At 63.7% G+C, this 15,659-nt stretch carries 13 protein-coding genes; 6 read left to right on the forward strand and 7 right to left on the reverse strand.

Annotation, left to right across the window (positions count from 1 at the left end):
* Positions 1–356: 356 nt before the first annotated feature.
* The 6 genes from DMX11_RS18910 (at position 357) to DMX11_RS18935 (ending at position 8,611) form a co-directional block, all read left to right on the forward strand.
* Positions 357–875 carry an RNA polymerase sigma factor gene (locus DMX11_RS18910; RefSeq protein WP_110745895.1) on the forward strand — a complete coding sequence of 173 codons (519 nt, stop codon included), beginning with the start codon at positions 357–359 and terminating at the stop codon, positions 873–875.
* A complete protein-coding gene (locus DMX11_RS18915) occupies positions 872–1,828 on the forward strand; it encodes a FecR domain-containing protein (RefSeq protein WP_110745896.1) in 957 nt (318 codons plus the stop codon). Before DMX11_RS18910 ends, DMX11_RS18915 begins: the two co-directional genes overlap by 4 nt.
* 138 nt (positions 1,829–1,966) lie before the next feature.
* A complete protein-coding gene (locus tag DMX11_RS18920) occupies positions 1,967–4,399 on the forward strand; it encodes a TonB-dependent siderophore receptor (protein WP_110745897.1) in 2,433 nt (810 codons plus the stop codon).
* 63 nt (positions 4,400–4,462) lie between these two features.
* On the forward strand, positions 4,463–5,575 hold the full coding sequence (locus DMX11_RS18925) for a PepSY domain-containing protein (RefSeq protein ID WP_110745898.1): 1,113 nt from the start codon (positions 4,463–4,465) through the stop codon (positions 5,573–5,575).
* On the forward strand, positions 5,572–5,757 hold the full coding sequence (locus tag DMX11_RS18930; RefSeq protein ID WP_110745899.1) for a hypothetical protein: 186 nt from the start codon (positions 5,572–5,574) through the stop codon (positions 5,755–5,757). The genes DMX11_RS18925 and DMX11_RS18930 overlap by 4 nt, the downstream gene beginning before the upstream one ends.
* 67 nt (positions 5,758–5,824) lie before the next feature.
* Positions 5,825–8,611 carry a dermonecrotic toxin domain-containing protein gene (locus DMX11_RS18935; RefSeq protein WP_110745900.1) on the forward strand — a complete coding sequence of 929 codons (2,787 nt, stop codon included), beginning with the start codon at positions 5,825–5,827 and terminating at the stop codon, positions 8,609–8,611.
* An 18-nt stretch (positions 8,612–8,629) separates the two neighbouring features.
* Here DMX11_RS18935 and DMX11_RS18940 read toward each other — a convergent pair whose 3' ends face one another.
* Genes DMX11_RS18940 through waaF form a run of 7 tightly spaced genes read right to left on the reverse strand, consistent with a single transcriptional unit; the run spans position 8,630 to position 15,590 of the window.
* The gene (locus tag DMX11_RS18940) at positions 8,630–10,072 is read right to left on the reverse strand and encodes a lipopolysaccharide kinase InaA family protein (protein ID WP_110745901.1); all 1,443 of its coding nucleotides are present in this window, start codon (positions 10,070–10,072) and stop codon (positions 8,630–8,632) included.
* The gene (locus tag DMX11_RS18945) at positions 10,072–10,824 is read right to left on the reverse strand and encodes a lipopolysaccharide kinase InaA family protein (protein WP_110745902.1); all 753 of its coding nucleotides are present in this window, start codon (positions 10,822–10,824) and stop codon (positions 10,072–10,074) included. Before DMX11_RS18945 ends, DMX11_RS18940 begins: the two co-directional genes overlap by 1 nt.
* Entirely contained in the window at positions 10,821–11,555 is a 735-nt protein-coding gene (locus tag DMX11_RS18950) for a lipopolysaccharide kinase InaA family protein (protein ID WP_110745903.1), read from the reverse strand. Before DMX11_RS18950 ends, DMX11_RS18945 begins: the two co-directional genes overlap by 4 nt.
* Positions 11,555–12,361 (reverse strand): lipopolysaccharide core heptose(I) kinase RfaP, encoded by an 807-nt coding sequence (gene rfaP / locus DMX11_RS18955; RefSeq protein WP_110745904.1) that lies wholly within the window; start codon positions 12,359–12,361, stop codon positions 11,555–11,557. The genes DMX11_RS18950 and rfaP overlap by 1 nt, the downstream gene beginning before the upstream one ends.
* Positions 12,358–13,482, reverse strand: a complete 1,125-nt coding sequence (locus tag DMX11_RS18960) for a glycosyltransferase family 4 protein (RefSeq protein ID WP_110745905.1) — start codon at positions 13,480–13,482, stop codon at positions 12,358–12,360. Before DMX11_RS18960 ends, rfaP begins: the two co-directional genes overlap by 4 nt.
* Complete coding sequence (gene waaC, locus DMX11_RS18965; protein WP_110745906.1) at positions 13,482–14,540, reverse strand: lipopolysaccharide heptosyltransferase I; 1,059 nt, start codon at positions 14,538–14,540, stop codon at positions 13,482–13,484. Before waaC ends, DMX11_RS18960 begins: the two co-directional genes overlap by 1 nt.
* Positions 14,541–15,590: a lipopolysaccharide heptosyltransferase II gene (gene waaF / locus DMX11_RS18970; RefSeq protein ID WP_110745907.1), complete on the reverse strand. Its 1,050-nt coding sequence runs from the start codon at positions 15,588–15,590 to the stop codon at positions 14,541–14,543.
* Positions 15,591–15,659: the final 69 nt, after the last annotated feature.

Here is a 15,659-nt window from a genome sequence, read left to right on the forward strand (position 1 = left end):
CTACGCTCGCTCCTACATTTGTTTCGGGCCAATTTTTCCTGTGGGATTTGCGCGCGTACGCCTTGGCGCATGGCGCAATATCACGTCGTACAAACAAAGCGGTCGCGCGCGCCTGTCACAGGCATAACTGGCCCGAAACAAATGTAGGAGCGAGCGCAGCTCGCGATGCGCCGCGCGGGCGGCGCTCGATCTCACCGACGCCACATAACTCAAACCAAACCCCGAGGCCACATAACTCCAAACCAAACCCCATGATGGCAATCCGATAAGCGTCCATTGCACCCACCCCCTCCCCTCTGCAACAATCGCGAATAATTATCGTTAGTTAATGCATACGTTCCGGGGGGGGACGCTGCTTGTCTTCAGCACAGAGCCCACACGCCGATCTGGTCGGTGCGCTGTACCGCGACCACCGCGGCTGGCTACTCGCCTGGCTGCAACGCAGCATGGCCTGCCGCCAACGTGCCGAAGACCTGAGCCAGGACACCTTCGTGCGCCTGCTTGGCCGCGAGCAACTGGACACGCCGCGCGAACCCCGCGCGTTTCTCGCCGCCGTAGCCAAGGGACTGATGTTCGACCATTTCCGCCGCGCCGCACTGGAGCAGGCCTATTTGGCGGAACTGGCATTGATCCCGGAAGCCGAACACCCTTCGCCAGAAGTGCAGCACCTGATCCTCGAAGACCTCAAGGCCATCGATCGGCTGCTCGGCAAGCTGTCCAGCAAGGCCCGCGCGGCATTCCTGCACAACCGTCTGGACGGCATGGGCCATGCCGAAATCGCCGAGCGCCTGGGCGTTTCGGTATCGCGGGTGCGCCAGTACATCGCCCAAGGCATGCGTCAGTGCTACGTGGCCCTGTATGGGGAGCCGACGTGAGCAACGCACCGGTTTCGTCACGGGTGCTGGAAGCCGCAATCGCCTGGAAACTCAGCCTCGACGAGGCCAGCGGCACCCCTGATGAACGCAACGAATTCATGCGCTGGCATGCGGCCAGCGAGGAACACGCACGCGCTTGGCGCCAGCTCGGCGCCTTGGACCAGCGCGTCGGCGCGGCGGCCGGGCCGGCTCGCCAGGCCCTGCTGCAATCGCGTGTAAGCCTGCGCCGACGTATCGGCAAGTTGGGCGGTGGCTTGGCCAGCATGTTCCTGCTCGGTTCGCTGCTGGCCTGGGTGGGCGCACCGTCGCTGGCACCTGCCTACTGGTTGGCCGACCAGCGGACCGCCACCGGTGAACTGCGCACCCTGCGCCTGGAAGACGGCACCCTGCTGAGCCTGAACACGCACACTGCCGTGGACATCGACTACCAAGGCAAGCAGCGGGTCATCGTGCTGCATCAGGGCGAAATCTCGGTCGAAACCGGCCACCTTGACCCACGCCCGCTGCTGGTGCGCACTGACGATGGCCGTCTGCGCCCACTGGGTACGCGCTTTCTGGTACGGCGGGAAGAGCACGGCACCCGGCTGGAAGTGCTGCAAGCCTCGGTTGCCGCCATGCCGCACAACAGCGGCGACGAACAAGTGCTGAGCGAAGGCCAGCAGGTGCTGATGAACGCCAACGGCCTTGGCCAGATAGGCGCGGTGCCGGCCGGTGCCGATGCCTGGACCCGCGGCATGCTGATGGTGGACAACGTGCGCCTGGGCGACCTGGTGGCAGCGCTGGGCCAGTACCGCAGCGGCTACCTTGGGGTGGACGCCAAGGTAGCCGACCTGCGCGTGACCGGCAGCTTCCCGCTGACCGACACCGACCTGGCGCTGGCCTCGCTGGTACCGGCACTGCCGGTGAAGATCGAGCGGCATACCCAGTGGTGGATCAACGTCGTTCCCAAGTGAACCCGTACCGGCTATAGGGCCGGTACCGACAAAACCCAACTCCAAATAATTCTCACTTTTTTTCAGATTCGCCCTGTCACTTTTCAACTCTCGCTCGGCAAGGATGCAGCAAGTACTTACCCGTCGAGGAACCGCCGCATGTCCCGTGCCGTTGATCGTATCCTGCGCCCTAGCCTGATGGCCCTGGCCATTGGTCTGGCTGCCCCACTGGCCAGCACTGCCCTGTCGGCCGCCGAGCAATCTGCTCCGCGCGCCTACAACCTGCCCAGCGCGCCGCTGGCCAGTACTCTCAACCAGATCGCCAGCCAGGCCGGCATCGCCCTGGCCATCGACCCCGCACTGGTCAACGGCCGCATTTCGGCCCCTGTAAGCGGCCAGTACGACGGCCTCGGCGCCTTGCATGCAGCCTTGCTCGGCACGGGCTTGCAACTGCAGCAGAGCAGCGTCGGCAGCTACAGCCTGGTGGCCGTGCCGGACGGCAGCCTGGCCTTGCCGGAAACCACGGTGAATGCCACCAGCGCGAGCGAAAGCGCCTGGGGGCCGGTCGAAGGCTACCTGGCCAAGCGCACCGCTGCTGGCACCAAGACCGACACCGCGCTGGTCGAAGTCCCCCGGTCAATCTCCGTCGCCACCCGCGAGCAGATGAAAGACCGTGGCGTACATAGCCTCGACGACGCCGTGCGCTACATGCCGGGCATCGTCTCTGCCAGTTTCGGCAGCGACACCCGTTATGACTGGATGCGCGTGCGCGGCTTCGAACCGACCCAGTTCCTCGATGGCCTGCCGCTGCCCCGCGGCGTGTACGCCAACCCGAAGGCCGAAACCTGGAACCTCGACCGCCTTGCATTGCTGCGGGGCCCGGCATCCTCGCTGTATGGCCAGACCCCGCCCGGTGGCCTGCTGGACATGGTCAGCCGCCGCCCACAAGCAGAGAGCGAGCACGAAATCGAGCTGCAGTACGGCAGCGACAACCACCGCCAGATCAATTTCGCCAGCACCGGCAAAATCGACGACGAAGGCCGCTTTCTGTATGGCGTCAGTGGTGTAGTCCGCGATGGCGGCACGCAGATCGACCATATCGACGACAAGCGCTACAACATTGCCCCAAGCCTGACCTGGAAAATGGACGAGGACACCACGCTGACCTTGCTGACCCAGTTCACCCGCGACGATACCGGCGCCACCAGCCAGTTCCGCCCGATCCAGGGCACCAAGATCGACATGCCGTTCGGCAAGATCTCCCACCACAAGAACCTGGGGGACCCGGACTACGAGTTCTACGACCGCACCTACTACGCACTGGGTTATGCCTTCGAACACCGCATCAACGACGTGTGGCAGTTCCGTCAGAACCTGCGCTACACCAAGACCGACCTGTCGTTCCAGACCATCACCCCGGGCAGCTACAACGCCAGCTCGCCGCCAGTACAGGACGATGGCACAGTCAGCCGCATATCGACCAACACGGACGAAGACATCAGCCAGTTCGCCGTGGACAATAACTTCCAGGCCGACTTCGCCACCGGGGACATTACCCACACCCTGCTGCTTGGCCTGGATCACCAGCGCATCAACACCAACTACCTGTCGATCTTCGACTTCAACGTGCCGGCCAGCAACGTGATCAACCCGGTGTACGGGGTGCCGATCACCCGCCCTGACCGCTCCACGGCGTTCTACGACTACAACCAGAAATCCCGCCAGACCGGCCTGTACGTGCAGGACCAGATGGCGCTTGGCAACTGGCGGCTGACCTTGGGCGGCCGTGAGGACTGGGTGCACACCGGTACCAAGTACTTCAACCAGGGCGATGCCACCAATACACAGCGCGACAAGAAATTCAGCGGCAACGCGGCCATCAGCTACGTGTTCGATTCGGGCTTCGTGCCTTATCTTTCGTATGCCGAGTCCTTCCAACCTGCCAGCAATGCCAGCGCTTCCGCGACCGAATCGTTCAAGCCGACCGAAGGCCAGCAGTGGGAGCTGGGCGTCAAGTACCAGCCACCGGGCTCCAACACCCTGCTTTCGGCCGCTGTGTATGACCTGACCCAGAAGAACGTCTCGGTCACCAACAACGTGGGAGGCGTAACCGTCACTAGCCAGACCGGCGAAGTGAAAGTCCACGGCCTTGAGCTTGAAGCGGTTTCCGACGTTACCGAAAACCTGAAAGTGATTGCAGCTTACACCCTGGCCAAATCTGAAGTGCAGGACGGCCTCTACAAAGGTAACCGCCTGCAATTGATGCCTAACCAGCAAGCCTCGGTATGGAGTGACTACACCTGGCACTCCGGCGTGCTCGACGGCTTCGGCATCGGCCTGGGCGCGCGCTATACCGGCAACACCTACGGTGACCAGGGCAACACCTACCTGGGCAAGGCCAAGGCCTACACCGTGTTCGATGCATCGGTGCATTACGACCTGGGTCGCCTGAACAGCAGCCTGAAGGGCGCGTCGGTGGCGGTCAATGCCACCAACCTGCTGAACAAGGATTACCTCTCTACCTGTGACTCGTACTACTGCTACTACGGCGATGAGCGCAGCGTTGTCGCCAGCGCCACTTACAAGTTCTGAGTGAGCGGGGGCCGCTTTGCGGCCCCACGATCCAACAGACAACAGACAACAATCGGTACCGTGATGAAAAGCCTAACCATCCGCCGCTGGTCCGTGATCCATACCTGGAGCAGCCTGGTCTGTACCCTGTTCCTGTTGTTGCTGGCACTCACCGGGCTGCCGCTGATCTTCCACCACGAACTCGAACACCTGCTCGGCGACGCTCCCGAACTGCGTGAAATGCCAGCTGACACCCCGCACCTCGACCTGCAGCAGCTTGTACTGAAAGCCGAACAACACCGTCCCGGCGAGGTGGTGCAGTATTTCGGCTACGAGGAGGCCGAACCCAACGGCGTGGTGGCCATCACCGCCGCTAGCGCTGGCACCGACCCCAACCTGTCGCACACTTTCATGCTCGACGCCCGCACTGGCGAAGCAGTGGCCATGCCGGCTGCCAATGGCGGCTTCATGATGATCATGCTGCGCCTGCACGTGGACATGTTCGCCGGCCTGCCCGGCAAGCTGCTGCTGGCCTTCATGGGCGTGCTGTTCATCGTCGCCATCGTCTCCGGCACCGTGCTCTACGCGCCGTTCATGCGCCGCCTGCAGTTCGCCACGGTACGCCACGACAAATCCCGCCGCCTACGCTGGCTCGACCTGCACAACCTGTTCGGCGTAGTGACCCTGGCATGGGCGCTGACCGTGGGCGTGACGGGCGTGATCAGCGCCCTGTCCGACCTGGTCATCGCGGCCTGGCGCAACGACAGCCTGGCAGCGATGGTTGCACCCTACCGCGACGCCCCGCCGCTCGTCGATCGCGCCCCAGCCACTCGCCTGTGGGAAATTGCCGAACAGGCCGCCCCCGGCATGCGCCCGGACTTCATCGCTTTTCCAGGCACGCGTTTCTCCAGCGAGCACCACTATGCGGTATTCATGAACGGTGCCACACACCTGAGTTCGCACCTGTTCACGCCGGTCTTGATCGATGCTCGCACCCTTGCTGTGACTGCCGTAGGCGACCGTCCCTGGTACATGGATGCCTTGGGCCTGTCGCAGCCTTTGCATTTCGGCGATTACGGCGGGCGACCAATGCAAATCCTCTGGGCTTTGCTGGACGTGCTGACCATCATCGTGCTCGGCAGCGGCCTCTACCTGTGGTGGGGCAAGCAGCGCAAGCCCAGGGAGGCGCGCGCATGAGCCACAGGTCGCAACCCACTGCACGCCTCTTTGCCTGGCCAGCGTTGATTGCCATGCTTGGGTTCCTGGGCCTGTTCGCCGCACTGCTCGGCGACGGTGGCTGGGACGTTCTGGCATGGGCCGGCCTGGGCCTGCCGGCCCTGTTGAGCCTGCGCGGGCTGCTGTGGCGTCGGGGGCGCTAGCCCGCTACCGCCACGCAACCGCAGGTATTGCCAAGCATGGGGTTTTCCTCAACCAAGGACCCGCCCCATGCGCCCCCTCGAACAACTGGAACAGATCGACCGACAGATCAGCGACCTGCTCGGCGGCCTTCCGACTGTTGACCTTCAGCACCCCATCAGTCCCGACACACGCACCTGGCTGCACGGCGAACTGGCCAGCTTCTGGACCACGGCCGATGAGCAGGGCACAACCCCACGACAAAAACTGCTGGCACTGCGCAAGGCGCTGATGCTGGCCGAGGTTGAATTGCGCCTGGGCGACGAGACCTTGGGCTACCGCTCAGCCGATCAACTATGGGCCTGCCTGCAACAGCCACTCCCCTCCCAGCGCAGGCATATGCCCCTGGCCAAAAGGCCACAGGTCTACCGCGTTCTGCTGGAAGGCCTACGGCCCAACTGGCGAAGCTACCTGCCAGGCACACTGATCATCGTTGCCGGCACCGCCGAGGGCCACATGCTCACGCCTCAGGATGCCGCAGGCGCTGCCTTGCTGTGCAGCCTGTCACAAGGCATCGAGGCCTTCGACTCCCTTGACGCACTGCACCAGGAGCTTTGCGAACGTCTGGAAGACCCACTCCAGAGCAAACCGCTGCTTCATCTGTACACTGACCCGCAGGCGGACCGCGCTCGCCGGTCACAGCGCCTGCGCTATGACTGGTACGCCGACAGCCTGCTGGAGGCCCAGATCGACAGTGTGATAGAAGCCCAACGCCAACGCCTGAGTGACACCGGCTTGTGGAGCAACGGCTCACCCGACCAGCACACCCGAATACATAAAGCCCTGGCGCTAGGGCACGAAGTCGGCGCCAAACCCATCCTGCAGACACGTTACTCCCGATTGCTTGAGAAGAACCTGCCGAACTGGCTGCGCAATACCTCTGCGCAAGGCCTGAGCCATATGATGCAGGCGATGCAAGAGCTGGTGGCAATCGCCGAGCAGGCTGCCGCCCCGGGAGTGCTGAGCCTCAACGACTTCAAGCAACGCAATAGCCTGCTGGGCTGGGCCAACGCACGCCTTCGCGAGCGCCTGAGCCATGAGCTGGGGTACGCCGCAGATCCACGCGATATCAAGATCGTGGTCGTGCGTGCCCGCCGCACTGGCGCCATCATGCATCCCTTCGCCATCTCATCCTATGTCACCTACACCGGCATGCGACGCGTGGGCGACGAGATGGTGGAAATGGTCGAGGAAATCAATACCCTCGAAGAGATCGCCCTCAAGAACTTGCCGTGGTTCGATACCGACTACTGGCTTACTGCCCGGGTGATCCATGCCCATGGCACAGCCATGCCCGCGGGGCTTACGCCGCAGTATGTCAAGCACATGGTCCGGGAACTGAACGTGGGTGACACTTACGCAAAGTACCTGCACACCCAACTGATCAGTTCCAGAGCGGGCAAATGGCGCCTCACTGCGCACAGCAAGATCAACCGTGCACGCATGCGCGCTGAAGCCGTCAAGGCGCGCTACGCAGGGCACTTTGGCGAAGACCCTTTCGAACACGGCTACAACTGGGTGCGCGCAGTGTTGGACCAACCACACAATGCCTTGCGTGCGCCGGTAGCAGGCTACCCGGTCACTGTCCGGCAGCTGAACATCATGGGCCATACCCTGCAGGGCGTGCTTCTGCTCAACAGCATCACCTACAAGTCTCCGGCATGTGTGCTGTACACCCCGGATGCCCCGGACCGCAGGGCCTGGCGCCGTTTTCGAACAACCCGCGAACTGCTTCGCACATTGCGCCAACAGCCCGCGTTGCGAGCATACGTTGCACAGCGCCTGCCATTGCTGCCTGCGCCCACGGTGCAGCGGCTGCTGGACAAGGGGCGCATGAGTACGCATTTGACGACCCCCGAGATCAAGGACGACCTTTTCTTCGACTACTACATGGCCGAAGCCCGGGCGCTGATCGCTCAGGCCGATGCCGACAGCATGACGACCAGGGAAGTGAACGTGGAATCGGTCATGGTGCTGAGCTGGCGCTTACTGGACTTCATCAGCCTGCTGCTGCCGAACCGTGCGCTGCTGGTGCTGTCGATCGGCCGCATGGCAATCGATATCTGGGACGGCGCCGAGGCCTTCAAGCAAGAGGATGTCGAAGGGGTGATGCGGCATGCCTATCAGGCGCTTAGCCACCTCAACGATGCCGGTACCAGCTTTCTGGGTTCCAGAGTGCTACGCCGATCCCTGCGCGGGATCCCCAAACAACCGCCACTGCCGCTGCCCGCACGCCTCCAGGTACAACCGGGCAGCAGCAGCCTGCGCTATCGCATAGACGGTATCTACGGTGAAGGTGTATACGAGCAAAGCTCGGCGTTTGGCGGGCAATCGCTGTACTTCGTCAAGGACAACGACAACCGCTATTACCAGGTCAGCTTCGATGGCTACCGCTGGCGGGCCATCGACCCTGGCCAGCCAGACGCCTACCTGCAGCAGCCGCTCAAGCGCAAGGCTGACGGGCAGTGGGTCATCGACTCACCGGTACTCTGGTACGACGGGCTGCCCGACCTGAAGCAGTTACTGGAAGACTGCTACCTGCAAGTGCCTGTGGCCGGCCTGCCACTGAACATCGAACAAGGGCTCTTCGAGGCTGACGATCAGTTGTACCTGGGGCTGGAGAACGGGCAGTTGCCGGTACGCCGCCACCTGCTGCCGGATCACTACCACTTGCAGATGGCTAGCCCCAGCAATGCCGGGGTGGTGCCATGGGCGGTGTTGCGTCACGAAAACGGCCGGTGGCTGATACGCGTTCGCCAGGCAGGGCGCAGCAGTGACTGGCTGACACTGCCAGACCAACCACCGCCAGCGCAATGAAGGCCCGAACCGGCTGCCTTACTCGACCAGTTTTGGCAAAAGCCGGTCCAGTCGCTGATGCAAGGCACTGCCACTCGGCCAGTTGCGCAGCAGCCGTGCCCGGTCACGGGCATAGGCCGGGGCGAAGCTGAGCTGGGTGGCGTGCTGGCACATGGCATCAAGGTCGATCAGCGACCACTGGCCGTTGTGCCAGAACAGATTATGGCCTTTGAAGTCCCCGTGGCTGATACGCTCGCGAATCAGCTGCTGCATCACATGGACCAAGGCATCCACCTGCTCCTCGGGTGCATCGCCACTTTCAACGTAGGGGGCGAAGCATGCCGTCAGGTCCGGGCCATCGACATACTCGGTGACCAGATAGGCACGGCTACGCAGGCCCAGCACCCGCTGTTCCAGCACCGCGAGAGGGCGTGGCGTGGCGATGTCGAGAAACTCCAGGCGGTGGCCTTCGATCCATGAATGCCATGCCCGGCTAGGGCGCCAGAAGCGCTTGAACCAATGCGCGGTGTTCTTGATGTTGTAGCGTTTGATCACCAGCTGGCGACCATTCACCTCGATGCGCGCCACGCTGGCAGCACCACCGGTCTTGTATAAATGGCCCTGGTCGATCAGCGCATCGGCCTGCTCCAGTACTGGCTGCATGGCCTGGACTTCACTGCGGCGGATAGCCTGCAAGCCCGAGAGGGTGCGCTGCACGCTGAACAGGCTGCACTCGCGGCCAGCCTTTTCCAGGTAATCCTTCTGGCGCCAGTTACGGACCTTGTCCACCTGTTTCTGCAGGGCCTCCAAGGGTAACGCATGCTCGGCGTTGGCCAGCAGGTAGTGCACCAGCAGCTCTTCGATGAAGGGCTCCAGCCGTTTGGGCAGTTGGGCGAAGAAGACCCCGAGGTTTTCCAGCACCCGTGGGCGCGACAACTGCTGGCCAGGCGTTTCCGCCTTGATGCCAGCGCCGTCGATCAGGTAAAGCTTGCCGCCGTGGCGCAGCAGGTTATCCAGGTGCAGGTCTTCCTGCCACAAGCCCTGGGCATGCATATGCGCGACGGCGGTCAGCGCTTCGCCCAGCACCAGGTGCTGCTCGTCGGCCAGCACCGGCAGGGCTTCTACCGCCGCCCAGGCGTCAGCCAGGCTTTCGGCGCCATCGAGGAACTCGAACAGCAGCCAGCCACCCTCGCCTTCCTTGAGGCCGTCGGCCAGCAATTTCGGCGTGGTCAGACCCTGTTCGGCGAGCAACTTCACACCCTGCAACTCACGCTGGAAATGCCTGGCGGCATTCCCGCCAACCAGCAGCTTGGCCAGCACCGGGGTACCACGCCATACGCCAGCACCCACATAGCGCTGGCCCGGCAATACGCGTAGCAGGGTCAGCAGTTGCAGGTCGGCACTGCCGGCGGCATCGGCCAGGTTGATACTCAGGGGTAGCGACGGGCTGCGCCCGGCATCCTTCAGTTCAGACAAACGCATCAACGGGCCTCTTTTTCACGACGGCGTTGCGTCAGGCGTTGTAGCCAGGTATCGACCAACGAGCTGTCGGCCGGTTGTACCAGGTAGGTGGCCAGCAAGGTGCGCACATCCTGCTCGCTCCATACCTGGGCGCGGCGCAGCAGCGGTTCCAGGTCCTTGAGGCGGTCACGCATACCGAACAGCAGCGGCCGGGTCTTTTCCAGGTCGATCAATTGCGCGTCCCAGCCTTCGCGGCGTTGGCGCAGGAAAATGTGCTTGGGGTAGAAACAGCCGTGCACCTGCCCGGCGCTGTGCAGGGTGCGCGCCAGCTGGCCGCAGGCCTGCAGGATGCCCGTACGCTCGGCACTGCCCAGTTGCGGCCATTGCGCCAGCAGGCCGTCGAGATCGGTCCATTCGTCCAGGGCACGCGTCATCAGGATCGCCCGGTGCTTGCCAGCCTGTTTGCGCTCACCGTAGAACACCGCTTGCAGGGCCGGAATGTGCAGCTTCTGATAGCGGCTGATGTTGCGGAATTCGCGGGCGAAGGTCGGCTCGCCAAAGGGCCTGTGCAGGGTGCGGGTCAGGTAGTCGCTCTGGCGCTTGAGGTAATAACCTTTGCCTTCGAGTTCCAGGCGGAACACGCTGCTCCAGCCGCCACGGCCGGTGTTGGGTTCATCCACGGCGTCCAGTTGCAGCGCCCACAGCGCCTCGAAATCGTCCAGGCCATGGCGTTTGAGCAGCGCGACGTCCGCGCTGGCCAGGTAATCGGTCATTCCCTTCCCTCGAAAAAGCCCAGCACCTGGCGAATGCGCTTCTTGTCGCGCACATTCAGTCGGTCACGGCCACGGTATTGCAGGTAGAAGCGCAGGCGCTGGGTGGCCGACAGGTGGTATTTGGCCACTTTGTCCAGGCATGCCAGGTCCTTGATCATCCGGTGCCGCCACATGAAGCCGCGCCAGAAGTCGCCGGTGGGGCAGTCGATGAAGAATAGCGTGCCCTGGTCATCGACCAGCAGGTTGCGCCACTTGAGGTCGTTGTGGGCGAAGCGGTGCTCGTGCATCACCCGGGTATGGCGTGCCAGCTGTCGGCTGAGGTGGTCGACCCAGGCGCGGTCGGCCAGGCGCGCATCGTTGCGCTCGGCGAGTGCCGACAGGTCTTCGGTATTCGGCAACTCGCGGGTGATCATCGCCCCACGACCAAAGGCCAGGCCCTTGCGCTCCAGCCCCCAGGCCACCACTTCGGCCGTGGGAATACCCCACTTGGCGAACTGCTTGAGGTTTTGCCATTCAGCCTTGATGCGCGGCCGACCCAGGTAGCGGCGCATGTGCTTGCCGGCGCCGGTATACCGTTTGACGTAGTAGTTGACGCCGTCACGCTCGATGCGCACTACCTCGCTGAGCGGGTCGCGGGTCAGGCGTTCGCCTTTGATGGCAAACACTGCATCGAGGCTGCCGAAGTCCGCCGCCAGGTGTTCGTAGCCCGGCGCCAGTGTCCAACTCGCCATCAGAGTGCGTCCCCATAGCGTTGCTTGCGATCGTAGAGTTTCTGCGCCTTGCGCTCCAGCCAGGCAAGCAGAGCAGCTTCGTCCTTGAGGACCTGCCGCAGCGGGCGCTGGAAGTAACCACGCAGGAAGCGCAGCTTGTCCCGTTGCGTCAGGCCGATGTCCAGTGCGGAGAAATACAGCGCCGCCAGGTCCTTGTCGCGCCAGCGCCGGCTGATTGTCGCCCGGGTTTGCGCGCGGTGCAGGTCGATCACCGACAGCTTGAAGTCATCCGCCGTCACCGGGCGGTCAGTGTGCAGCAGGAAGTGGCAGATGTAGCAGTCACGGTGGTTGACCCCGGCGCGGTGCATGCCACCGGTCATCTTCGCCACCTCGGCAATCAGCGCACGCTTGAGGCGTGGCTGTGGCGGCTGCCTGACCCAGTCGATGCTGAAGTCTTCCAGGCTGATGGTCGGCGCCAGCTCTTCGGTGATGATGAACGAGTGCTGCGCGGCCGGGTTGCTGCCGCGCTCGCCGTAGGCGACCGCGGTCATGGTCGGCACGCCCACTTCATGCAAGCGCTGGATCGCCCGCCATTCCTGGCCGGCGCCCAGCACTGGCAGCTTGGCAGTGAACAGGTTCTTGAAGATCTCGCCCCAACCGATGCCGCGGTGGATCTTGACGAAAAAGCCTTCGCCGGCCACCTCGGTACGCAACGTGCGGCGCCCTTCCAGCTCGCGATAGACCTCGCCTTGCAGTTCCTCCACGGCGTCGAAGGCATCACGCCCGGCCCACAGGCGTTTGAAGGGTTCGGCCAGGATCAGCTTCATGCGGTTTTCTGCCCCAGGATCACATCGGCAGCATGCTGCGGCATGCTGTACAGATCGGCGGTTTCGGCAAATGCCAGGCCGTTGCGCGACCAGCTGGCGCGGGCCTGCGGGTCTTCAAGCATGCGCTGCAGGTAGGCATTGAGCTGATCCTGCTCGAACGGTTCATCCAGCACCAGGCCACTGTCGGCCTCGGCGATGTAATGGGCGTAGCCGCATACCTTGGATACCAGCACCGGCAGGCCGGCCACCAGCGCTTCCAGAAGCACCGTGCCGGTGTTCTCGTTGTACGCCGGGTGAATCAGCAGGTCGGCGCCCAGCAGAAAGCGCGGAATATCACTGCGGCCCTTGAGGAACTGCACCTGGTCGCCCAGGCCCAGGGTGGCGCTTTGCAACTGGAACACCTTGGGGTCGTCCTGGCCGATCACCATCAGCCGGGTGCGCTTGCGCAGGGTCGACGGCAGCGCGGCCAGCGCCTTGAGGCTACGGTCCACACCCTTGGTCTTGAAGCCCGAACCAATCTGCACCAGCAACAGGTCGTCATCGTCCAGCTTGAATTCCTTGCGGAACTCGGCGCGGATTTCGGCAGCATTGGCCGGTGCACGGCGATCCTGGGAAATACCCGGCGGCAGCAAGTGGAAGCGCTCTGCCGGGGTGCCGTAGTGCTTGACGAACAGCGGCTGCTGCACTTCGGAAATCATCAGGACTTCGGTATGCGAGTCCTTGGCGAACACCGCGCGCTCGTATTCGGCAAAATGCCGGTAGCGGCCCCAGCGGCGGTACAGGCCACCACGCAGGGTCTGTGCCTTGTCCTCGAAGCAGCCGTCGGCGGCGTAGTACACGTCCAGCCCCGGCATCTTGTTGAAGCCGATCAGGCGGTCGACCGGGCGCTTGGCCAGGTCGGCGGCCATCCAGGCACTGAGCTTCTCGTTGCGGCGGTGGTTGAAGATCGCCTTCACCGGCGCCACCAGCACTTCGAAGCCCGGCGGAATGTCACCCTCCCAGATCAGCGTATACACACGGATCTGGTGGCCCCGCTTCTGGCATTCCAGGGCAATGCGCATGAAATCACGCTGCAACCCGCCGAAGGGGAAATATTTGTAAAGTACGAAAGCCAGTTGCATCAACGGACATCCTCAGCCAGCAGCAACGCGCTCAAGCGGCTCGCCACATGCTCGGGATTCAGGCGAGTGAAGCACAGCGGCCACTCGCGTTTCAGATCGAACCGGGCCAGGTCATCGGCGCTCGGTTTGTAGGTGCACTTCTTCTGCAGGCAGGGAGCGCAAGGCCAGTCACTGGCCTGGTGAATCTGGGTCCGTCCGTAGGCGCCAGTCAGGCCGGGATTGGTCGGGCCAAACAGCGAAATGGTCGGCACATCGAGTGCCGCGGCCAGGTGGCCAAGGCCGGTATCGACCGCCACGCAGGCCTTTGCCGCCGCCAGTACGCGCGCGACGCCGGCAAGGTTCAATTTGGGGAGTACCTGGCAGTTGTTCAAGCCCTGGGCAATGCGCTCGGCCCGTGCCTTCTCGGCAGGGTTGCCCCATGGCAGGCGCACTTCCAGCTTGCGCCGGCCCATGCGCTCGACCAGTTCGCGCCAGTAGGCTTCCGGCCAGTGCTTGGTCGCCCACGTGGTGCCATGCAGGAACACCACGTAGGGCGCAGCCGGCGGCAGTTGCAGGCGTTCCAGGTCGAGGCCGTAATTGCCGATGCCTTCTGGCAGGTCATAGGCCAGGGCCATGGCGAACAGCTGGCGCACGCGCTCGACCGCATGCTGGCCGGTGGCAACCGACAGGCGCCGGTCGTAGAAGCGGCTGGCCCAGCCTTCACGGGCGGAATAGCGGTCCAGGCCTGCTACCGGAGCTTTGACGTAGCGGGTCAGCCAAGCCGACTTGACCAGGCCCTGGGCGTCGATCACCAGGTCGTACTTGCGCTCGCGCACACGCTGCTTGAACGCCTTCCACTCGCCACTCTTGATGGTTTGCCAAAGGTTCTTGCGCCAGCGGCGAATGGCCACCGGAATAACCTGGTCGACCGCCGGGTGCCAGCTGGGGATTTCGGCAAAGCCTTCTTCCACAACCCAATCGAAGCGAATGCCCGGGATGGCGTGTGCGGCATCGGTCAGTGCCGGCAGGGTGTGGATCACATCCCCCAGCGACGAAGTCTTGATGATCAGAACCCGCACTTAGTCGACCTCGGCCACGGTGTCGATAAGGTCCGGCCCGCTCAGGCTGTGCAGGGCGGCGATGACCTTGCCCGGGTCCAGCAGGCGCAGGCAGTTGTAGTGGCCGAAGCGGCAGGTGCGGTCGAAGCAAGGGCTGCACTCGATACCGGTGCGCACCACCTCCACCTGCTCGGCCAGCGGCGGGGTGAAGCCGGGCGACGTCGAGCCGTACACCGCCACCAACGGGCGGTTCAGCGCGGCCGCCACGTGCATCAGCCCGGAGTCGTTGGACACCACGGCATGCGCGCAGGACATCAGGTCGATGGCCTCGGCCAGCGAGGTTTCACCGGCCAGGTTGGACGATTCTTCACGGAAACCCGGGATCAGCCGGTCGCGGATCTGCTCACCCACCGGGTGGTCGTTCTTCGAGCCGAACAGCCATACCTGCCAGCCTTGGCGGATCATCGCGTCGGCCACAGCGGCATAGTGTTCGGCGGGCCAGCGCTTGGCTTCGCCGAACTCGGCACCGGGGCACAGCGCCAGCACCGGGCGATCCAGCTCCAGGCCGAACTTGGCCAGGGCGGCCTCGCGGCTTTGTGCTTCGATCTGCAAGCTGGGACGCGGATACGGCTGCGGCAGCTCGGCGCCCGGCGCGTAGGCCAAAGCCATGAAACGCTCGATCATCAACGGGTAACGGGCCTTGTCCAGCTTGCGCACGTCATTGAGCAGGCCGAAGCGCATTTCCCCGCGCCAACCGGTGCGCTTGGGGATGCCGGCGAAGAACGGAACCAGTGCCGACTTCAACGAATTGGGCAGCAGGATGGCCTGGTCGTACTGGCCGGCCAGGGACTTGCCGATGCGCCGCCGCGTGGCCAGTTCCAGCGCGCCGTGGCCGAGCGGGAAGCTCAAGGCCTGGCGCACTTCGGGCATGCGTTCGAGGATCGGCCGGCTCCACTCGGGGGCCAGCACGTCGATCACGCAGTCGGGGTGCTGCTGTTTCAGGCACTGGAACAGGGTCTGCGCCATCACCATGTCGCCGACCCAGCTGGGGCCAATGATCAGTATTCTCATGCTTAGTCCAGAAACGCTCGGGGAGGCTACAGACTGCGGTACAGCCTGGCCTCCCCTCTTTATATTCAG

Origin of the sequence: Pseudomonas sp. LB-090624, from assembly GCF_003205205.1 — a bacterium.
Classification (GTDB): Bacteria; Pseudomonadota; Gammaproteobacteria; order Pseudomonadales; family Pseudomonadaceae; genus Aquipseudomonas.